This window comes from Steroidobacter denitrificans (assembly GCF_001579945.1).
Taxonomy (GTDB): domain Bacteria; phylum Pseudomonadota; class Gammaproteobacteria; order Steroidobacterales; family Steroidobacteraceae; genus Steroidobacter; species Steroidobacter denitrificans.
On the sequence record NZ_CP011971.1, the window covers coordinates 2,361,517 to 2,381,950 of the forward strand.

Here is a 20,434-nt window from a genome sequence, read left to right on the forward strand (position 1 = left end):
ACCCCGACCGCCGTCAACGGTCACGAACGCGGATCGGCGTCGAGCATCACGACTACGGAGTGTTGCTTCCGCAATGATCTGTTCAGCACCGGCTCAGGGAACGCTGAGCCCACCGTCGACCACCAGATTCGCGCCAGTAACGTAGCTGGCAGCATCCGACAACAGCCACACCGCTGCTTCCGCCATTTCCTCGGGCATACCCCAGCGCTTCATCGGGATTCCCTCTGCGAGCGCATCGTAGCCGCCGGGAACCATGCTGACCCAGCGCGTCGACATCTCAGTGTAAGCACCGCCGGGTAGAAGACAGTTGATACGTATACCGAGATGCGCCAGCTCCAGCGCGGCGGACTTCGTCATGCCGACGATGGCGTGCTTGCTGGCCGTATAGATGGACCGGTTCGCAAAGCCGACGATTCCCGCGATCGAGGAAGTACTCACGATCGTTCCGTGACCTTGCTCCCGCATGATGCGCATCTCGTGGCGAAGACAGAGCCAGGTACCACGCACGTTCGTGCCGAACACCTCATCGAAGGCGGCCACCGGTGTGTCCGGCAGCGGTGCAGCATCGACCTCGACTCCGGCATTGTTGAACGCGCCGTCGAGCCGTCCGTGATGCGACACGATCGACGCAAACAGCGTATCGATGGACTCGGCATCCGCTAGATCTACCGTGAGGTACTCGCCGGTCCCCCCAGACGCGACGATTTGATCGACTGTTTCCTGTCCCTCCACGGGACGCCGGGCCGCGACAATCACATGGGCGCCTCGACCGCCGAGCAGTAGGGCCGCGGCACGGCCGATACCCGACGAAGCCCCGGTAACCAACACCACCCGACCCGCGAAATCATTCATCAGTCCGCATCCTCCTGCTACCGATCCGGCCACCGGCCCACGCGCCGTCAAGGACCTAAAACCGTCTCAGCGCTGAAATTCCGGCAGGACGTGCTTGGACAAAGCCTCGAGTTGTACGGCCGGAACGGTAATCGAGTGTACGCCGAGTTTCTCGAATCGTTTCAGCTCCGTGATCACCATGTCATAGGTGCCGCAGAGCAAGCTTTCCACGAATGCTAAGTAGGCAGGATGATCGAACGGTGGGTTGAAGAGCGGCTCGCCCCTGTCGTCGAGCAGATATCCGTAGCAGCGTATGTGCTCATTGTAATAGGACTCGAGGAACCAGTCCCTAGCATCATGCGCTTCCGCCAGAGTGTCTCCCACGAATACGTCCCTGAAGACCGCGACGCGCAGATCGTCCGGACCATACCCAGCAGTCTTGCCGAAATCCCGATAAAGATCGATGATGTCCTTCGCCCGATCGTATCCCGAATTTGCCGTCCAATAGTCAAATCCACCGCTGGCGGCGCGTTGAGCGCCGATACGCGTGGTGCCGCCGCAGAACCACATGTCGATCGGCTGCTGGACCGGCATCGGAAACAGTTGCTCATCCGTATACTGATAGTGCTTGCCCTGGTAGCTGAAGCGCTCCTGGCTGCTGGCTAGCCGAATGACCTCCATGGCCTCCGACAATCGCGCGCCACGAGTGCTTTTCGCCGTACCTATGCCGTCGAACTCCATGGGCCGATATCCCATGCCGAGCCCTAGAGTGACGCGGCCATTGGACAGGATGTCCACGGTGGCCGCCGCCTCTGCCGCGCGCATCGGATCATAGAGCGGCAGCAGCATGGCACCGGTGATCAGCCGGATCTTGGATGTCGCCGATGCGGCTGCTGCAAGAGCCTGCAGCGGATAAGGCAGGAAGCGGTTGTACTCGAAATGGTGCTCCGAGGCGACCACGCCGTCGAAACCCAGTCGCTCTGCATCGACGGCGGTTGCGACGAGTTGGTCATAGCTCGCGGGAACGGAAAGGGCAAAGCCCCGCAGCACGAATTGGCCGGCGAATGACGTCCAGAATTCCATGAACTTCTTCCTCTATCTTCAGGCCTGCAGTTTGGTCTGCACTTCGTTGGCGAAGCGGCTCAAACCAGCATCGCCGGTTCGATCCTGCCGCCATACGAAATGGCTGGCTCGCGTAGCTGCAGCGACTTCCCGGATTGCGCAGGCGATCTCGTGGGTGGTTCCGCCGAACGTCCGCGGATCCGATGGTCCGTCGATGGCAACATAACGCTCGATGATGGCGTCCACCTCGTAGCTGCGGCGGCCGGCCTGATCGGCGATACGTCGGTAGCGCGACAGCTTATCGACGGCGTCCTGCGTGGTGTGTTCGACGCCCACGAAGGGCGACACCCCGCTGCGGGCAGCCCATTCGAGCGTCGGCTCGTCGTCAATGGCTACGTAGACCGGCACGTGGATGGTAAGCGGCTTGGGTGTCAGTGCGAGAAAATCGGCGGTCGAGCGGGTTGCGCCCCATTCCCACTGCGGGATGTACTCTCCGGTCCATTCCGGATAACTGAACCCCTCGGGCGCATCATCGCCGGTGTGCGAAGGAAACCGCAGGTATCGGCCCCGGTACCGCACCTCGTTGGTGGCCCATGCGCCACGGCTGAACTCGATCGTCTCGTGCACGGCGAACGGCTCCAGGCCCTGGCTGCTGGCCGAGGCATAGGCAATCCCCCCGCGGCCACGCGAAAAGAGATCCAGCAGCGTGACCTCCTCCGCAAGACGCACGGGCAGCTCGCCGGCAATACGTCGCGACAAGGCTCGCAGATGAATGTTCCGGGCTCGCCGCGCCGCGAATGTCAGAAATACGGTTGGCTGGGAGCAGGCGTCACGCGTTCCACGGCTTTCCGCAACCCAGGCGCTATCGAATCCGAGCGCGTCGCCCTTCTCTATCTCGCTCATGACTCGCGGCCAGGCCGATATGGCTTGACCGGCCTCGCTCAAGTCCCAACTCAATCCAACTCTCATTGGAATCTCCCATTCAGAATCTGGTCATTCACTCGACGAGCATTCATGTCACTTCAGCTCCTGCGTCACTTTGATCGGCATAGCGATCCGACAGGTGCCGGACGACCACTTCGCGATGATACGAAGCATCGCCGGCCGTCACGGCGTTCGACCGTACGCGCCGCAGATACAGATGTACGTCGAGTTCCCACGTGTAGCCTATCCCGCCATGCAGCTGCATCGCCGCCTCGCACGACTCAATGGCCGCTTCGTTGATGAAAGCCTTCGCCGCAGACACCAGCGCGCACGCATCGGACCGTTGTTCGTCGAGGGACAGGCAGGCGGCATACAACAGGCTGCGGCCGATCTCGATGCTGACCTGAACATCGGCCAGCCGATGGCTAACAGCCTGGAATGCCCCGATCGGGCGACCGAATTGCATCCGCTGTTTGCAATATTCAACCGTCATGTCCATCGCCGCCTCGGCGCACCCAAGAAGATCCGCCGCCACCAGCACCGTCCAAACGGCATATGCTTCTCGAACGGCGGATCCATCCTCGTATGCTCCGAGCATCTGGTCGGTAGCGACCACGACCTGATCGAAGCACAGCTCTCCAAGATCCTGCCCGTCGATCCGCGCCATGGCAGCCGAAGTCAATCCTGGCAGTCCGGCCGGCACGGCCAGCAGCATCGATCGACCCGCAACGCTCACGCTGCTCAAGTACAAGCGCGCCGTACCGGCATCCGGGACGAGAATCTTCGTGCCCGACACTGATAACTCTCCCTGCGCGGCGTCCGCGACCAAAGCGCCGCCATCCGGACCCCAGGTTCCGTTCTGTTCCTCGAACGCGAGCGTCACCGGTATCGTGCCGGCGATGATCGCTGGAAGCACCTCTCCCTTCAGCTTCCCCTGGCCGCTGCGGTCGATCGCTATCGCACCCGCGAGCGTCGACATCAGGGCGCTGGGCAACAGCGCACGTCCGGCTTCCATCGCCAGCAGGGCGGCGGCCGTCATGCCGAGCCCGCTGCCTCCCGACGCTTCGCCGCAGGCGGCGCCGAACCATCCCATATCCGCCATCTGCGCCCACAGCGCCTCCGGCACAACGGCCGCCGGACCGTCGAGCGCCTTGCGTGCAGCTTCGGTCGTCCAGCGTTCGCTCAGAAACTCGCGTGCAACGTCGCGCAATGCAACGAGATCGTCGCTTAACTCGAAGTTCATTCATCGCCTCCGCTCGAGCGCGGCAGTCCCAGCACCTTCTCGGCGATGACGTTGCGCATGATCTCGCTGGTCCCGCCGCCGATGCTGTAGCCGAGCGCATCGAAGTACCCCGCCACCAGGCGACCTCTTGCAAGGACATGCGGAGACTTCTTGGTGAGGCAGGCGAGCGGCCCGGCACTCTCCAGCATGGATTTGGCTACTTTCTGGCGAAGCCTGGACGCGAACAGCTTGCCGACCGAGGCGGAAGGTCCGGGTTGCCGTCCAGCCAGTTGGTCGCTCAAAGCCCGAAATCCGAGATAGCGCAGGCCCTCCAGTTCAATCCAGTACCAGGCCGCCTGCTGGCGTAATGAGCGATCGAGGTAACCGGGCTCGCGGTTCGCATGCGCCAGCCGCCAGAGGCGTTCGACGCCATTCTCCAGGGCGATGACGCCCGACAAGCCGCTGCGTTCGTGATCCAGCGTACTGCGCGCGATCTTCCAGCCGCCATGCAGCGGCCCCACGAGATTGACCCGCGGAATACGCACCTCGTCGAAGAACATCTCGCAGAAGTGGACGCCGCCACCCGCATTCCTCACGGGACGCACAGTGATTCCGGGCGATTTCATGTCGCATAGTAGATAACTGATGCCCTCCCGCTTCGGTGCATCCGGATCCGTTCTCACCAGCAGGAAGCACCAATCGGCGATATTGCCGAGACTCGTCCAGATCTTCTGACCCGTAACGACGAAGCTGTCGCCGTCGAGCACGGCGCGGGTGCGCAGGGCGGCCAGGTCGCTGCCTGCGCCGGGTTCGCTGAACCCCTGACACCATATTTCATCTGCGGCAAGAATTTTCGGCAGGAAACGGCGGCGCTGCTCATCCGTGGCATGCAACACCAGCGTCGGGCCCAGAATACTCAGACCAACAGCGTTGATGAGCGCCGGCAACCGGGCACGAGCGATCTCCTCGGCAACGATGACTTGCTCCGTCAACTTGGCTTCCTGCCCGCCATAGGTCTTGGGCCAGGTCAGCCCCACGTATCCCGCCTTCCACAGGCGGCGCTGCCAGTCCCTAGCCGCCTGGATCGGATCAGATGCCTTGGCGATCGCTGCCGCATGGTAGCTATTGGCCGCAATCCAGGCTCGTAGGCGCTGGCGGTAATCCTCCTCGGCCGGTGAGAATGCGAGATCCATGCGGGTCAGGCGACCAGGCGCGTCTGCAGCATCGAGGACGTCAGGCGAATGCTTTCGATGACATCGAGATGATCGCGGCCAGGCAGGTGCATTCTGCAGAGCAGGTGAGTGATGCCCACGTCGCCCTTGAAACGCAGCAGGCGCTCGAGCACTTCATCGTAGCTACCGAACAGCGCACACTTCGCCAGCAGATCCTCGTCGGTCAAACCGCGGATCGCCGCCAGGCCGGCCCGTTCCTCTACGGCTTCCCGGCGCAATGCATCGAAACGAGCACGTAGCGAGGGTATGGCCTTGTCACGCGCGGCCCACCCGTCCGCGGCGATGAACAGCTCGCGCGCCAACGCCACCTCGACCTCGCTGCGATCGCGGCCCGCTTTTGCCAGGGCCGAGTCATACCAGTTCACCTTTTCACGAACTTCATCGTCGGTTTCGATAGAGGAAACCAGCAGGTGGTAGCCTCGGCTTGCCGCCCATTCGATCACCGCGCGACTACCGGCGTTCACCCAGATCGGCGGGTGCGGCAGCTGTGTCGGTCGCGGCAGGAGCGGGAGATGTTGGGCATCGGTGATCTGGCCGCGGCGCCACTGGTCTATGAACGGCGTCTTGAAAGGCTCGCGCCGCCAGCCCCGCGCTCCCTCGGCGTGCAGCGGAAACGTGTAATGCTCGCCGATGAACTGTACATTGCTCTGCGACCATACCGTCCGCAGCAAATCGGTAGCCTCGCGAAAACGCGCCTCGCGCTCCGACCATGGCACGCCGGCGGCAGCAAACTCTTCCGCACGCTCGCCCGCCGACACGCCCATGATCAGACGCCCGCGCGAAACGATATCGACGAGGGCATAGTCTTCAGCGCTGTTCAGCGGGAAATCCAGCGTCAACTGCCGATTTGCCGGACCGACCCGGATCGATCTGGTGCGTGCGGCCGCGCCGGCCGCCAGCGGCGCGACTTCCGGAGCGCCCAATGTGCCATGGTGTTCCTCGAACAGAGCCGAATCGAAACCCAGGCGATCGGCCTCGACGATCTGCTCCAGCGCGTTCCGATAGGAGCAATCCGGTCCCAGTGAATACAGCAAGCCCACTCTCATTTCCGACTCCTCTGCCTCAGCGCCGGCATGACCTCTCTCGCAAACAGTTCCATCGATTCCAACATCCGATCGTTACGGAAATTGGCCCAACTCAAACGGGCCAGAAGCATGTCGACGCCGTAGTCGGTAACCGGTTTGAACATCTCGCGCACGTGGGCTGGACTGCCACGCGGACGGTTCGGATTGGTGATGAACTGCTCCTTCATGCCAGGCGGCGGCTCGGTCACCTGCGTGCCGTCGGGGTTCTTCAACCGGAAGAAGCCGAAGCCGATGAACTGATCGCGCATTGCCGGCCAGTAATCCTGCTCGATCGTCACGGCGGCCTCTTCCTCGCTTGCGGCAAGGTAGACGTCGACGAATTTGGCACGCTTCAGGGTGCTCGGATCACGACCGAACTCGCGGGCAAAAGCCGCATAGCGATCGAATACGCCCATGCCGCAGTCGGCGTCGCCGGTCGTGCAGTACGACCAGCCCCGCTTGGCCGCGGCCTTCACCGACCAGTCCGCGAAGCCGCCGCACACCCACATCGGCATTTCGCGCTGCTGCGGGCGTGTCTTTAACGAAACGTTGCTGTAATTGTAGTATTCGCCGCTGAATGAGAACGTTTCCTCGGTGAGCGCGCGCCGCACTACTTCGAACGCCTCGATAAAGCGCGAGCCGATGCGACCGATCTCCACGCCATGACCGTGGAATTCCTCTGGTCGATAGCCGGCACCGAGACCGAGCACCAGGCGTCCGTTCGACAGTCGATCGAGCACGGCCGCCTGCTCAGCGATTTTCAGTGGATCGTGCTGTGGTATGAGCAACGCCCCGGTCACGAGCTTGATGCGCGTGGTATTCACAGCGAGCGACGCGAGAGCCGGCAGCAGCGCCGGACAGTAGCCGTCGTACCAGAATGAATGCTCCGTTACGGCGATGCCGTCGTATCCTAGTTCCTCGGCCTTCTGTGCGTGCACAATGAGATCGTCGTACATGTCGGCATGCGATCGCCGATACGAATGCGGGCTCTGCATCCCGTAGGGTCCGATAACTATATCCATGAAGCGGTTGTCCTCCAGTACGATGGCCTGCTCTCAAAAATCACGGCTGTAATGGCATCAAGCAGGTGGCCGCGCGAACTGCGAATTTCCGGCGCGTGTCGCGGCATCCTTTTGAAGCGCTGCCTTCTGGATCTTTCCCGTCGGAGTCATGGGCATTGCATCCAGGCGCACCAGCATCTCCGGATACATGTACTTCATCGCCTTTTTCTCGGTAAAGAACTCGCTGATTTCAGCAAGCTCGAGCTCACGGTTATCGCGCGTGACGATGTAGGCACACACCCGCTCGCCAAGGCGTTCATCGGGCATGCCGACCACTGCGGAATGCAGGATCGCCGGATGTTGACACAGAAGATCCTCGATTTCCTTCGGATAGATCTTCGATCCGCCGCGATTGATGACCTCCCTCGCCCTCCCTGCGAAGTACAAATAACCCTCATCATCCACAAAGCCGAGATCACCGGTGTAGAACCATCCGGCCTCGTCGCGGGTTGCTGCAGTCTTCTGCGGCTGATTATGGTACCCGACAAACAGCGTAGGACCGCGAAAGCAAATCTCACCAACACCACCTGCTGGCATCGTGATCGACCGATCAAGCGGATCGACGATCTTGAGCTGCGCGCCGAAAACGGGGCGCCCTACCGACTCGCTGACCTTATCGTCCGGATCATCGGGCGCCGTGCGCGTATGGACGATGGTCTCCCCCATCCCATAGGTGTTGGCGGACTTGACGCCCCATACCCGTTTCAATTCACCGATTAGATCCGGCGAACTGCGCGCCCCTCCCACTGCCACCGACTTGATGCACGAGGTATCGTATTTACCGAAGTCAGCATGGCGCAAAATCCCGAACAGATGCGCCGGAGTCCCGGACAGCATGGTCACGCGGGCACGCTCTATCATCGCAAGAACCTGAGTCGGACTGTAGCGATCCAGCACGACCATCGGAAAACCGCCGAGCACGCAGTAGTACGTGGTGAAGTGGCCGAAGCTGTGCGTCATCGGCGAACATGCCAGCATCACCGTATCGGCGGCCATGTACCGGACCAGCTGCTTCATTAGCGAGATCACGGTATTGTGCGTGTGCAGAAAGCCCTTCGGATTTCCCTCCGTGCCGGAGGTGAAGTTCAGGTAGAAGATATCATCCGCCGACGTCCTGATCGCGTTCAGACGGTGTAGATTTCCGCGGCCTTCCTCAATCAGCGCGCTCAAGATCGACTCATCAGCAGCGGCGACACCACGGGCGATAACGACCTCGCGCAGAGACGGCAGCTGTGGCCGAACCGACCGAATCATGTCCGCGAACGCAAAATCCCGGAAACTCTCCGGGACTACGACTGCATCGGTCTCGCAGAATTCGAAAAGATTGACGATCTCACGCTCGCGAAAGACGGTGTGCGTCGGCTGAATGATGGCGCCGATTCTCGACAAGGCAATCTGCAGAAAACAAAATTCGACCCAGTTCGGAAGCATGACCGCGACAATGTCGCCAGGCCGGATGCCGATCCCGAGCAGACCCGCCGCCAGCGCATCGGACTCGGCCTTGAACTGCGCGAACGTATAGGTTCTCTCGACCGTGATCAGCGCCGTTTTGTCCGGCTGAGCCGCCGCCGTCTCATCGAGCCCCTGGTGCAGCGTACAGTCGAGCCAAAGCCCCGCGTCGCGCCACATGCGGCTGTAGGCGGCGGAGAAATGCGGAAATTGATGCTTGGCCACGCCAGTCATCCGAGCGTCCAGTGGACTCGCGGTACCGGGCGGTTCGGGGTGTGATGGGATTTATCCAAAACGCAAAGCCTGTGTCGGTCGAACAGCATATTGCGCTCCTCGTTCACTTTTATCATAACAAACCGCCGTGTTCGTTTTGTTATGGATAGTAGCACAAATCCCTACAATGTCACGCCCGGCGTCGCGGACGATTCCGGTTTCGGCTCCGAAGCAGGGCTGCTCGGGCTGCACCCCGCCGGCGATACTCCGAATTATACTTCCCGACCCGGCGAAACCCGCCGCCGCAGAGCCGTTGCAGATTCGCCGGTATTCTGTATTCCGAACTATCGAACCCTGAAGGAAAATAAGTACTTGATGCGAGATGCTCAGGCCACTGCTTGCCGGCTGCTCGCCCAGGCGGCCGCACTACGTCCAGCGGCCCGGCCAAAAACGATCGCATTGGTCACCGAGTTTCCTCCTCCGATATAGCAATCCCCGAGGATGCCGCCGACGGTCTCGCCGGCGGCGAAAAGGCCAGGAACGGGACGGTTGCCGACGTTCAGTACACGCGTCTCACTGTCGATGCGCAGACCTGCGGAGGTCAGGCAGATGATCGCCGGTCGCATGCGCACCGCATAGAAAGGCGGCTTGCGAACCGGTAATAAGTTGGTGCTGTCCTTGAAGTACTCCCGGTCTTGGCCGCTGTCGCAGCTCGCGTTGTACGACTCGATCGTCGCCTCGAGAGCATCCGCGCGAATTCCGGCGTTCCGGGCGAGTTCGTGAATGGTCGCACCGCGGAAAATCTTGCCTTGCGCAGTCTGTTTCTCAAGCGATTCGGGCTCCCAGCTCGGTAGCGGATAATCGCCCGCCTCGATGATCCTTGGAGCGCATGCACGAGACTGCTCGTCGAAGACGGCGAAGCATTCCCCGCCCAGTTGCTCATTGACTACACTTGAGACTACTGCATACTCGGTCGTCTCATTGATGAATCTACGTCCATTTCGATTTACATACATCAGCCAGCCCGGCAGGAAAACCTCTAGGTCTTTGGCAAAACCGGGAGTCACGAGTAGCAACCCTCGATTGAATCCCGTCATATCCGCGCCGACGGCCTGAGCCAGCACGATGCCGTCCCCGCGATTGGTCCTTGCACCGATGTACCAGGCCCTGTCGCCTTGCGCCGCGGCCTGAGAATAGTAGCGGCTCAGAAATTCCTCGTTCGCACCAAAGCCGCCTGTGGCAATGACGACCGCGCCCGCCGTGATGGCATCGTCGCCGACCACGATGCCTCGAAGGCCGCCATCCGGATCGACCAGCAACCGGTTAACGTGCGTACGCAAGACGACATCCACCGATTTTTGTCCGAGGGCACCCTCGAGCGCCTCGGCGATCGCGGCGCCCGCGCCTGTCGGCGAGTGCCCGCGGGCGATTCCATCGACGCCGGAGACATACAGACCCTCGGGAAGAAACTCGACGCCGAGGGACATCAGCCATTCCAGACCGTCGGCCGCCTCGTCGCAGAATCGCCGCACAAGAGATGCTTCCACCTTGTGCTGTGTCAGCGCCATGTAGTAGAGGTAAGCCGCTTCCTGCGTATCGCCTTCGATTCCTCTGGCTTGCTGCACCCGGGTGCCGGCTGCGTAGTAGACGCCCCCCGACAGCGCTGTCGAACCTCCCAGCTTATCGGCGACTTCCACGAGCAGAACCCGCGCGCCGGTCTCGGTCGCCGTCAGCGCCGCAGCCATTCCGGCTCCGCCGCCGCCGAGCACGATCACGTCGTAATCGGTGTTCATGGGTTTTTCGTCCTCGTCATTTTCTGGGCAATCTTGCGGCCAGCTGCGGTCCCACGCCGCTACCCTTGGATCAACGTACCGAGGCGTTCACCGGCGAGCGGAGAGCCGCCGGGAAGAAGACGCCGCGGCTGTCCGGCCTGCTCGAAGCCGGACAGCCGTAACGATCTGCTCTACCTTGGAACTCCTTTAGAACTTCGCAGTCAATTCGACGCCATACTCGCGGCGCGGCGCGTAAAAAGCAAAGCCGCCGAGCGATCCTTCCCACGTCAGTGACCCCTCTCCGATGGGCTGCGCCGAATTGATGTATTTCTCGTCGGTCAGGTTCTTGCCATAGAGCGCCAGCGTATATCGCTCGTCGCTGCCACTGACTGAAATCGATCCGTCGAGCAGACCCAATGAACCTCGGCGGCCGTACGGCTGATTACGAACGGTCGTGAACGTTTCCGAAGTGTGCCGATAATCGAGACGGATCGCTCCGAGCAGATTTGCCGCGATCGGCGCGGAGTAAGCGCCGCCGATGCTGTACGACCATTTCGGCGCGCGACGCATATCGAAGTGCGACAGATCCTCGACGATAGCCGTACCGTCGGGACGCAGGACAGGCATTCCGTCCACCAGGATGGCCTGCCCGAACTCCTTGTACTCCGCATCCAGATAACCTACGGCAACATTGAAGCTCAGGCTGTCCGTTGCGTTGGCGGACACTTCCAGTTCCACGCCACGGGTCTCGGCCGAGGCGGCGTTCGTGACGATTGTCTCCGTGCCCGTCGGAGACAACGGCTCCGGCTGCACGATATCAACCTGCAAGCCATCATATTTGTTGTAGAAACCCGTCAAATTTGCTCGCAGACGCCGCTCGAACCAGCTGGACTTGATGCCGATCTCATAAGCATCGACCTTTTCCGGTTTGAACGGACCGATCGAGGTCGGCGTCTGGCCGCGACCGCTGAAACCACCCGCCTTGTAGCCCTTGGAATAGCTGCCATAGACGTTCAGATCATCGGTAAACTTGTACTGAAGGATGGCGCGCGGCGTGGTCTCGGTCGAATCGTAGTCGGCCTCGCACCGCGTAAATCCAACCATGTCTGCCGCGACGCAGCGCACGCCGCCGTAGTCTCCGGACGCGAAGAGGATTGTCGTATGAAAATCTTTCTCATCACGGGTAACGCGCCCGCCGAGCGTCGCGGAAAATGCGTCGGTAAAGTTATAGGTGCCCTCGGCGTACACCGCGTACGACTTGGATGTCTGCCCCGTGATATTCGTTATTACCGTGGCGGTGGGCAGGCCGATCAGCATACCGCCGGCGGTCGCTTCGATTTCATATTCCTGCCGAAAGAAGTACAGACCGGCAATGAGATTGAAAGCGGGCAAGCCGAAATCCGTGTTGATCTGGAACTCCTGGCTGAACTGATCCTGCGTCTCGGGCCGTCCGACGTCATAGAGTCGCACCGGCAGCGCATCGAAGTCATAGACCGGATCCGCCTCGAACCGACGCCAGCCCGTGATCGAACGCAGAGTACCGATATCGGTGTCCCAGGTAACATCCAGCACCGCACCGCTGGATTCGATGTTCTGCCGGAACTGGCCGTCCGGCTTCGTTACATAGGGATTCAACCCGGATGTGAAACGATCGACTTCCGCAATCGGAACGCCCGCACCGAGCGCCAACGCCGCAAAGACGCTCTGTTGAGCCTGCGGAATGGCCTGCTGCGCGATGGCGCAATCCGCGGCCGACAGTGCCGGCGAACACGAAAGCGGCGTCGTGGAGTGAGCAGGGATGAATCCCTGCGTGCCGCTGCGATCGCTCGTATGGTCGACGATAAGGTCAATGGTCCAGTCGGCCGTCGGCGTATATCTGAGAGACGCGCGCACGGCCGTCACATCGGTGAACGACGCGTCCGTCGGCTGCGGCGTGAACTCGTTCCTCCAGAAACCATCCGAGCTCAATGACAGCGCTGAAATCCTGGCCGCAAGCTTACCGTCGATCAAGGGCAGATCCGCGGAAGCGCGCAGATTGAGTGTGCCTTCATTGCCATAGGTCACGATTGCCTTATACGCCTCCAGCCCCGACGGGCGGGCCGTGCGCACGTTGATCGTCCCGCCGATGGTGTTACGACCGAACAAGGTACCCTGCGGGCCGCGCAGGATCTCAACCTGCTCGATATCGAAGAAATCGGTCAACGAACCGATATTGCGCCCGATGAATACGCCGTCGATGGTCACGCCAATCGCCGGATCGAAACTGGACTCGACATCCTGGTAACTGATGCCACGGATCGCAAAGTACGCCGCCTGTCCAAACGCTCCACCCGCGTCCAGCACCACGTTCGGCGCCACGCCCTGCAGGTCGGCCAGGGTGTTTGCGAAGCGCTGTTCCAGCATCGCCCGGTTGATCGCCGACACCGCAACCGGCGTGTCCTGAATGCTTTCCGCCCGGCGGCGCGCCTGGACAATGATTTCTTCGAGTTGTGCGCCCTCAGTTTCAGTCGCTCTCGCCGTTTCCTGGGCCAACGACGGCGCCGCCACCACGCTCATCGCGCCCAATGCAAATAAATGGAACCTGTTTCTCATCTTCGTTCCCCTCGCCAAAAACTCCGTCGAAAAGATCGTACCCATATCAGGGCCACAGCCCTGCACACGTCGAGTCGGCGGCGCGCCGGACAGCCAGCCGTAAACCTTCGGCTCGGTTCAGTACACCACGGAGCCGCCATCAGCCACAACGACAGCCCCGGTCATGTAGCTTGCGGCATCGGACAACAGAAACAGCGCAACCGCCGATCCCTGCTTACGCCGCCTGGCGGCGGCGATGACGGTAGCACCCTCGCGCGCCAGGGCGATGCCTGCTGCGCGGCCAATCCCGGAACTCGCTCCTGTGACCAGCGTAACCTTCCCCGAGAATCGCTGCTCACTCATCGCCCATCACCTTCTATTGGTGATTGCGTACTGTACGTACCGTCCCGTCGCTGCCCGCCCATTGACGCTCAAACCACCGACAAGAAGACGTCAGCGAAAGCGGGTTTTCGCTACGCTTTTCGCTGGTCACGAAGCGTTTAAATGCATGCTTAACTATTAGTTGACCCACCGTCTCGCAAATACCCGTCATCCTGAGCAGGTAAACGTAGGTCAGCTGCCTATAATTAACCATACAACCCTACTGATCCGCTCCTTGCGGTACGCAGCACAGCCATCGTATTCATTCCCGGCAGCCGGCAGCCCACCAAACAGCGCCTAGAACATTAATGAACAATCATACCTGTTTGTTTATGATACAGTGTAACATTATCAGTTCCAAGCCTTCATCAGAAGATCTAAGTACTTTGGGAATCAATCCAAGTGGCATCGGTATCGTGGCGCGATTGTGATCGTGCAGGTAACGACTCGATCAACGACTGTGGAGATCGAATATAGGTATCAGAACATTGGGATCGGAAGAACTGGGCGCGAAACAGGCCATCATCAAGGTGATTCACCGCGATTGCCGCAGCATGGATCGGATGGGTGAAGATATCGGCAAGTCCTGCTGGCATCCGGGCGGAATCTGTGATTACACTCCTCTCTAAAACAAAGGCTCGTTTGAAGGCTTCATCGAATGACTGTGGCCGGTACACGCGGCGGTGCTCGCCACATGTCATGCCATCAGCGGCGTTGTGATCGAATTAGACGGTGATCGCGCGGATGCGGAAACCTATGTATCTGTAGCGTTGCACGTGCCGCAGGCTGGGAAGATGTTCGATATCATCTCCCGCGGCCGCCATATTGACTGATTTGAATGCATCGGGGGCATATGGACCATCCACTATCGCCCCGACCAATCCTATGCCGCCATCGGGCACACCGCATCATGAATGCGCCGTGAACACATGGATACGTCCGCCGAGTCTCGGGCCGCCATGAGCGGCCCTCCTGCACGGGTGTTCCAAGGGTGGTGGGTTCATTCAGGGCGCGGCGATATATCGGCCGCCTACAGCGTCATGACGCTTGCGATCGTCGTGTTCTTGCCCGTGGTCGGTTCACTGGTAGACCGCTTCGGCGTGCGGCGGATATTGCTGCCATCGATCGTATTGTTTGCCACCGCCGCGGGGTCCATGTCGCTGTAGCCGGGCAAGCTCTGGCAGTTCTACGCCATGTACTTCCTCGTGGGTTACACACAACAGAGCACGGGCAGCTACGACCTGGACTTGATGGACCTGTTCGCACTGGCGGCCATCGCAACCACGGTGTTCGGGTTCCCGGGAGCTTACCTCAGGCTACCGCAGGCTCACACCTGAACGCCGCGCCAATCGTACTCGCGGCAGACTTCAATCAGCCGTTCGATCGCCATCAGGGATGCGTGGCGGCGGGACGACGGACAGCTAGGCCATTTCCTTGTTCCAGATTTTTCGTCAACAATTACAAACGTGATGGATTGTTTGTTATGCTTTGGCACCATCATCAGGTATCCGTCGCCAGGAGTTCTTCCCGTGAGTGAACCGAGCTTCAAACACCTGTTTTCGCCGTTACGGGTCGGGCCGATCCAGGTGCCCAACCGGATCTGTGAAACCACGAACTCCATTGGTGCCTCCGCTTCAGGAGGCTTTTACGACGACCGCTTCATCGAGCATCATGTAGCAAAAGCGCGGGGCGGCACGGGCTGGATCGGCGGTGAGACATGGCTGTTAAATTCACCACTGGCCGCCGGGGCGAAGGATGAGTTCTATCCCGGCGCCGCTGCGCTACGCCACGCCCTTTATCAGATTCCCGAGTTCCTCGCTTCAGTTGCTCGCTTCTGCACGGCGGTACACGAGGCAAACTCGGTAGCTGTCATTCAGTTGACACATCTTAATCATGCGATGGCGGCATCCGCTGTTCCTGTCACAGACGCCTATGATTATATTCCCCACGAGCTCGATGAACGAATGATCGAGCACATCCTCAACACCTATGCCGACGCTGCCCAGGCGGCTAAATCAGCCGGAGCGGACGGTGTGGAAATTCACTGCGCACACGAAACACTGCCGCAGACATTTCTGTCGCCCATCACTAATTTGCGCAAAGATCGCTGGGGCGGCGGGCCGCAGGAACGCGTCCGGTTCGTCATCGAAGCCCTTGAGCGTATCCGCAAGCGCGTCGGCAGCTCGATGGCGGTCGGCATCCGGATCAATGGACACGAATCGCGCTACGGCGGCTACGACAACATGGTGGCGCGCGAAATGATCTACTATATCCAAGAAACTGGACTACTCGATTTCTTGAATATCGATGTTGGTCATGGATCGGGAGTTCATGCCTACGTACCTCCTTCCTATCACCAGCATGCCGAGTTCCGCGAAGTCGGAAAGGCTGCCCGTGCGGATATCGATGAACGGGTGGCGGTGCTTTTCAGCGGCCGCATCAGCGATCCAGTTCTTGCCGAGGAACTGCTCGCGAAGGGTTACTGCGACCTGGTCGGCATGACGCGCGCCGGGATCGCTGATCCAGAATTCGCCAACAAGGCGCGCGAAGGCCGCATGATCGAAATCCGGCGCTGCATCGGTTGCAACCGGTGCATTGGCGAAGCCGTGCACAGCCTGGTCCCCGATGCGCTCCGCGCCCCCATCTGCTCCGTCAATCCCGTCATCGGTAACGAGTTGCGCTGGAAGCGAGATTTTCGACCCGCGGCGAGAATTAAGAAGGTCGTCGTCGTCGGTGGAGGCCCGGCCGGACTGGAAACGGCGCGAATCGCCGCGCTGCGGGGCCACGAGGTGACACTGCTGGAGCAGACGCCCAAACTTGGGGGTCAGTTGCGCCTCGCCGCCCGGGCGCCTGGACGTGACTCCTTCGAGGATCAGATTTATTTTCAAGAAAACCAGCTCGGCCGGCTCGGTGTACGTGTTCGCCTGGAAACGACGGCGAACCGGGACATGATCAGATCACTTTCTCCGGATGCCGTCGTCATCGCCACGGGTTCCACTCCTCGCCGGCCGCATGACGCCGCCAACATTGAGCTGCCGCACGTGATCCAGGGCTGGGACGTGCTGGCGGGCAAGGTGAGGCCGGGCAGGCGCGTGGCAGTCATATCGCAGGAAGACTACTTCGAGACGCCTAATATTGCGGAGTTCATCTGCGAGTTCGGCAGCCAGGTCGAGATCTTCCACAAATCCACTCAACTCGGCGCGGCTATCGACCGATATTCCATCGGCACGGTGCTCAGCCGCCTCGAGAGTCATGACGTCCGGATTCACGTCAACGTCCGGCTGACCAGCGTCGACGCCAAGGGTTTCGAACTCACTTCCGTCTTCGGAGGACGAAGGCAGCGACAGACCGAGTTCGACAGCATCGTTCTCGTGTACGGATCGGTGCCGAATACCTCGTTGCACGACCTGTTGAAAGCCGATGCCTGTACAGAGGAACTCTACCTGATCGGTTCCGCCTGGACGCCACGCCGCATCGCCGAAGCAACTCAGCACGGCGCGGATATCGGGCTACTGCTCTAGCTCCGACACGAGAGCGACGCACGCCGTCGATCGGCTCATACCCCCATCATCCCTGCGGTTGTAGCGCCGTCGATCACGTACTCTGAGCCCGAGATGAACGCCGCCTCGTCGGAGGCCAGAAAGGCGACGAGCGCCGCCACCTCCTCCACCTGCGCCATGCGTTTGAGAGGCGCCATCCCCTCGAACTGTGCGCGTGCCGCGCGCGGATCCGCAGAACGCTCGATGACGCTACGAATCATATCGGTTTCCACGACGCCCGGATGAATCGTATTGCAACGAATCTTCAACCCCGCATTCGCGCAATGCATCGCCACCGATTTGCTGAGCGCAATGAGCGCGCCCTTGGACGTCGAGTACGCGACGAAATTACCCATCGGCCGATAGGCGTTCATCGAAGAATTTATGATGATCGAACCCGAGGCGCCTTCCGGATTCTTGCGCATGGCCCGCACCGCCGCCTGAGCCGAGAGCATCACGCCCGTCAGATTGACGGCGATCACCTGGTTCCAGGCTTCGATCGAGATGGACTCGATATCGCTGTCGCCCGACTCGATGCCCGCATTGGCAAAAACGATGTCGAGTCGCGCATAACGATCGAGAACCGCGGCCATGAGCGCCGGCCACATTGCCGCATCCTCGACTCGATGCGAATGGAAGCTGGCGCTGGTTTCTGCCGTAAGCTTCGCCGCCGCCTCAATATTGGATCCCGTAAAGGCCACCTGCGCACCTTCCGCCGTCAGACGACGCACGGCGCCGGCTCCGATGCCCGAAGTCCCCCCCGTCACCAAAGCCACCTTACCCTCCAATCTTCTCAACATGGTCTCGATTTCACTCCAGATAATGCCGGGAGGAGCCGAAGAGAGATACGCACCCGCTTTGGCCAACTAGATACTTGGATCGACAACCGTTCAATCATCAATCATCATCACATATCACTATAATATCCAAGACTATTTTATACACATGTACATATTTCTTGCGTACGCTCGGATATCGTCTTCCATTTCTTAATCTCGACGAAACATCGGGAGCCTTGAGCTCGGAGCTGCCGGACACAAGCCAGATCACCAATGTCCGAGGAATTCTTCAATATCAAAAACCATTTCGATTGTTTGTTTTACTAAAAGTACAGCTCAGGTGGTAACCCCTGCATGAGGATGCCAACGATCACTTATCCTCGATCCCGAGGAACCGGCAGGCGTTATCGTAGAGAACTTTACGCTTCGTCGATTCGCCGATATCGAGCCGAAGAAACTCCTCCTTGCATCGCTTCAACCCCAGCCCGTTCGTTCCGAACATGACCTTGTCGCGACCCCGGCTGGAGTTCATGAATTTTATCAACCTATCATCCAGTCCACTGGGGAAATACCCCGAGATATCGCCATATACATTGGGATGACGCCACAACATCGAACACCATTCATCGACCCACGGCCATCCGGTGTGGGAAAGATTGATTCGCAGATCCGGAAATTCGATCGCCACGTTGTCCGCGAGCATGGGGCGGCCACAGTCGGATGGCAGCACTTCGGCGGAATGTCCCACTTGAAACCCGACCGGGATATTCAGTTCGATACATTTCGCATAAAGCGGATAGAAGCGCCTATCATCCGGCGATAACCCGTACGAGAGCGGATGGAACCAGACGTAGTTGAAGCCATAATTCTCGACCGCGTACTCGATTGCACGCAGGCTCTCGGTAATACGGAAGGGATCGTAGCTAGCGGCACCCATGATTCTTCCAGCCGACTCTTTGACCGCCTCACCGATCGGTTCCGCCGGACTATCGAGTATGAACTCACGATGATAGTAGTAGGACCACATTTTTGTTGCGCAGACCGAAACGTGCGTATAGCCATACTCATCCATACTCGCCAGGCAGTCTGCGGTGGAATCGTGGCCAGTCAGCGCATCTGACTTCCGGGATGTCCTTCGGACACCCGACTCGTCCGCGAGCGACTTGAAGGTCGTGCGAAGCATTATCTGGAATTCACGGTAGACAAACGGGTCGCCGGCCAGATCCCGGCGAATCTCCCGAAGGTGATTCATGATATCGATTGTCGGATAGTCGCTTAACTTGCTCATGCTGCTCATCGTCTCATTGCTCATACGCAATTTCGGCTCGTACGTAATCCCGCCAAACACGCGTCGACTGCGCGCCTTCGTACCGAAATTTGTCCTGCACGATCAACGGTCACCGCGAAACCCGGGACCACGAAATTCCGCACGCAGGCAGCCTCCGTGTATTTCGCAAGCGTATTCTGCAGCCGCTAACAAGCCTGGCGATCGAGCTTATCGGTTCGCCGCGAACGGCATCGCCAGGCAGGCGTCGTGAATCACATCCTCACCGTATCGTTCCATTCCGAGAATCAGGACAATCATGTCGCCGATTTATCGTGCGCGATATGCGCCAGCAGGTTCTCCAGGTTGGCGATTCGCGTGGAATCCAGATCATCCATATGGCTCATTGCGAGGCCGCGGAACGCGAAGTGGATGAGATCCGTAAGCACCACCACCAATTGCGGCGATTTATCCGTCCAGAACGGAAAAACGCGCAGGACGATGGGAGCGATCCCATCATTGAGCAATCGCTGCGCCCGCTGCACGGTTTTTGCGAGTTTCTTGTTCGTGCGGGCGGCCAGGAGCAGTTCGTGCACCGCCGCGAACGACGGCAGAGAGTAATAGGTACGCACGAGTTCCATGGCCTTCATCATGTGGGAAAGCGGCGGCTTCTTGCCGTCGGCAAGCGGCGGCACGATTCGGCGCGCCAGAACCTCGAACTCCTCGAGCCGCCTGTCGACGAGATAGAGTGCCGCTTTTTCGATCACTTCGGCCCGCGAACTGAAGTGATGCATCATCGCGCCGCGCGAAACCTTTGCGTACTTCGCCACGGATTCCATGGTCGTCTTTGTATAACCCTTGTCGACCAGACATTTTATAACAGCCTCGAGAATTGCCGTCTGTGTGACCAGACTCTTTCTGGCCTGTCTGCCTGAGCCACGCACATGGGCGACGACGCTGGGTTCCCTCCGAGTCATCGCGTAAGTCGCGATGATGTTCTCGTGCCCGTCATTCCTCTTAGCCATATTGGTCTTATCCGCATGAACCACTGTTGACTTGCATAATAGCAT

Annotated in this window: 17 protein-coding genes; 3 read left to right on the forward strand and 14 right to left on the reverse strand. The window is 59.9% G+C overall.

Going from position 1 to position 20,434, the window contains the following annotated elements:
• Positions 1–93: 93 nt before the first annotated feature.
• The 11 genes from ACG33_RS10740 to ACG33_RS10790 form a co-directional block, all read right to left on the reverse strand.
• Positions 94–852: an SDR family NAD(P)-dependent oxidoreductase gene (locus tag ACG33_RS10740; protein WP_066921092.1), complete on the reverse strand. Its 759-nt coding sequence runs from the start codon at positions 850–852 to the stop codon at positions 94–96.
• A gap of 66 nt (positions 853–918) precedes the next feature.
• Complete coding sequence (locus ACG33_RS10745; RefSeq protein WP_066921094.1) at positions 919–1,914, reverse strand: LLM class flavin-dependent oxidoreductase; 996 nt, start codon at positions 1,912–1,914, stop codon at positions 919–921.
• Between the two features lie 18 nt (positions 1,915–1,932).
• Positions 1,933–2,862 (reverse strand): LLM class flavin-dependent oxidoreductase, encoded by a 930-nt coding sequence (locus ACG33_RS10750; protein ID WP_083536766.1) that lies wholly within the window; start codon positions 2,860–2,862, stop codon positions 1,933–1,935.
• 43 nt (positions 2,863–2,905) lie between these two features.
• Positions 2,906–4,060, reverse strand: a complete 1,155-nt coding sequence (locus ACG33_RS10755; RefSeq protein WP_066921098.1) for an acyl-CoA dehydrogenase family protein — start codon at positions 4,058–4,060, stop codon at positions 2,906–2,908.
• On the reverse strand, positions 4,057–5,232 hold the full coding sequence (locus tag ACG33_RS10760) for an acyl-CoA dehydrogenase family protein (RefSeq protein WP_066921099.1): 1,176 nt from the start codon (positions 5,230–5,232) through the stop codon (positions 4,057–4,059). Before ACG33_RS10760 ends, ACG33_RS10755 begins: the two co-directional genes overlap by 4 nt.
• A 5-nt stretch (positions 5,233–5,237) precedes the next feature.
• Positions 5,238–6,317, reverse strand: coding sequence for an LLM class flavin-dependent oxidoreductase (locus ACG33_RS10765; protein ID WP_083536768.1), 1,080 nt, complete (start codon positions 6,315–6,317; stop codon positions 5,238–5,240).
• Positions 6,314–7,357 carry an LLM class flavin-dependent oxidoreductase gene (locus ACG33_RS10770; protein WP_083536770.1) on the reverse strand — a complete coding sequence of 348 codons (1,044 nt, stop codon included), beginning with the start codon at positions 7,355–7,357 and terminating at the stop codon, positions 6,314–6,316. Before ACG33_RS10770 ends, ACG33_RS10765 begins: the two co-directional genes overlap by 4 nt.
• Positions 7,358–7,414: 57 nt before the next feature.
• Positions 7,415–9,079 (reverse strand): class I adenylate-forming enzyme family protein, encoded by a 1,665-nt coding sequence (locus ACG33_RS10775; protein WP_322109164.1) that lies wholly within the window; start codon positions 9,077–9,079, stop codon positions 7,415–7,417.
• A 365-nt stretch (positions 9,080–9,444) separates the two neighbouring features.
• Positions 9,445–10,851 carry an FAD-dependent oxidoreductase gene (locus ACG33_RS10780; protein WP_066921107.1) on the reverse strand — a complete coding sequence of 469 codons (1,407 nt, stop codon included), beginning with the start codon at positions 10,849–10,851 and terminating at the stop codon, positions 9,445–9,447.
• 186 nt (positions 10,852–11,037) lie between these two features.
• Entirely contained in the window at positions 11,038–13,422 is a 2,385-nt protein-coding gene (locus tag ACG33_RS10785; RefSeq protein WP_168160070.1) for a TonB-dependent receptor, read from the reverse strand.
• Between the two features lie 117 nt (positions 13,423–13,539).
• Positions 13,540–13,764, reverse strand: a complete 225-nt coding sequence (locus ACG33_RS10790) for an SDR family NAD(P)-dependent oxidoreductase (RefSeq protein WP_066921111.1) — start codon at positions 13,762–13,764, stop codon at positions 13,540–13,542.
• A gap of 977 nt (positions 13,765–14,741) precedes the next feature.
• Here ACG33_RS10790 and ACG33_RS16175 point away from each other — a divergent pair.
• From ACG33_RS16175 to ACG33_RS10795, 3 genes are all read left to right on the forward strand, one after another.
• Entirely contained in the window at positions 14,742–14,948 is a 207-nt protein-coding gene (locus ACG33_RS16175) for a hypothetical protein (protein ID WP_157071760.1), read from the forward strand.
• 27 nt (positions 14,949–14,975) lie between these two features.
• Positions 14,976–15,119, forward strand: a complete 144-nt coding sequence (locus ACG33_RS16180; protein WP_157071761.1) for a hypothetical protein — start codon at positions 14,976–14,978, stop codon at positions 15,117–15,119.
• Between the two features lie 192 nt (positions 15,120–15,311).
• A complete protein-coding gene (locus tag ACG33_RS10795) occupies positions 15,312–17,303 on the forward strand; it encodes an oxidoreductase (protein ID WP_066921113.1) in 1,992 nt (663 codons plus the stop codon).
• Positions 17,304–17,338: 35 nt separating this feature from the next.
• Here the strand turns inward: ACG33_RS10795 and ACG33_RS10800 are convergent, their stop codons facing one another.
• The 3 genes from ACG33_RS10800 to ACG33_RS10810 form a co-directional block, all read right to left on the reverse strand.
• Positions 17,339–18,121, reverse strand: coding sequence for an SDR family NAD(P)-dependent oxidoreductase (locus ACG33_RS10800; protein ID WP_210399023.1), 783 nt, complete (start codon positions 18,119–18,121; stop codon positions 17,339–17,341).
• Between the two features lie 349 nt (positions 18,122–18,470).
• Complete coding sequence (locus tag ACG33_RS10805) at positions 18,471–19,388, reverse strand: amidohydrolase family protein (RefSeq protein WP_066923235.1); 918 nt, start codon at positions 19,386–19,388, stop codon at positions 18,471–18,473.
• Between the two features lie 293 nt (positions 19,389–19,681).
• Complete coding sequence (locus ACG33_RS10810; RefSeq protein ID WP_168160071.1) at positions 19,682–20,389, reverse strand: TetR/AcrR family transcriptional regulator; 708 nt, start codon at positions 20,387–20,389, stop codon at positions 19,682–19,684.
• Between the last annotated feature and the right edge of the window lie 45 nt (positions 20,390–20,434).

What these genes read in the sequence shown, in the direction of transcription:
- ACG33_RS10740 (WP_066921092.1), bottom strand. Translation starts at nt 852, where the DNA reads ATGAATGATTTCGCGGGTCGGGTGGTGTTGGTTACCGGGGCTTCGTCG.
- ACG33_RS10745 (WP_066921094.1), bottom strand. Translation starts at nt 1,914, where the DNA reads ATGGAATTCTGGACGTCATTCGCCGGCCAATTCGTGCTGCGGGGCTTT.
- ACG33_RS10750 (WP_083536766.1), bottom strand. Translation starts at nt 2,862, where the DNA reads ATGAGAGTTGGATTGAGTTGGGACTTGAGCGAGGCCGGTCAAGCCATA.
- ACG33_RS10755 (WP_066921098.1), bottom strand. Translation starts at nt 4,060, where the DNA reads ATGAACTTCGAGTTAAGCGACGATCTCGTTGCATTGCGCGACGTTGCA.
- ACG33_RS10760 (WP_066921099.1), bottom strand. Translation starts at nt 5,232, where the DNA reads ATGGATCTCGCATTCTCACCGGCCGAGGAGGATTACCGCCAGCGCCTA.
- ACG33_RS10765 (WP_083536768.1), bottom strand. Translation starts at nt 6,317, where the DNA reads ATGAGAGTGGGCTTGCTGTATTCACTGGGACCGGATTGCTCCTATCGG.
- ACG33_RS10770 (WP_083536770.1), bottom strand. Translation starts at nt 7,357, where the DNA reads ATGGATATAGTTATCGGACCCTACGGGATGCAGAGCCCGCATTCGTAT.
- ACG33_RS10775 (WP_322109164.1), bottom strand. Translation starts at nt 9,079, where the DNA reads ATGACTGGCGTGGCCAAGCATCAATTTCCGCATTTCTCCGCCGCCTAC.
- ACG33_RS10780 (WP_066921107.1), bottom strand. Translation starts at nt 10,851, where the DNA reads ATGAACACCGATTACGACGTGATCGTGCTCGGCGGCGGCGGAGCCGGA.
- ACG33_RS10785 (WP_168160070.1), bottom strand. Translation starts at nt 13,422, where the DNA reads ATGAGAAACAGGTTCCATTTATTTGCATTGGGCGCGATGAGCGTGGTG.
- ACG33_RS10790 (WP_066921111.1), bottom strand. Translation starts at nt 13,764, where the DNA reads ATGAGTGAGCAGCGATTCTCGGGGAAGGTTACGCTGGTCACAGGAGCG.
- ACG33_RS16175 (WP_157071760.1), top strand. Translation starts at nt 14,742, where the DNA reads ATGAGCGGCCCTCCTGCACGGGTGTTCCAAGGGTGGTGGGTTCATTCA.
- ACG33_RS16180 (WP_157071761.1), top strand. Translation starts at nt 14,976, where the DNA reads ATGTACTTCCTCGTGGGTTACACACAACAGAGCACGGGCAGCTACGAC.
- ACG33_RS10800 (WP_210399023.1), bottom strand. Translation starts at nt 18,121, where the DNA reads ATGTTGAGAAGATTGGAGGGTAAGGTGGCTTTGGTGACGGGGGGGACT.
- ACG33_RS10805 (WP_066923235.1), bottom strand. Translation starts at nt 19,388, where the DNA reads ATGAGCAAGTTAAGCGACTATCCGACAATCGATATCATGAATCACCTT.
- ACG33_RS10810 (WP_168160071.1), bottom strand. Translation starts at nt 20,389, where the DNA reads ATGGCTAAGAGGAATGACGGGCACGAGAACATCATCGCGACTTACGCG.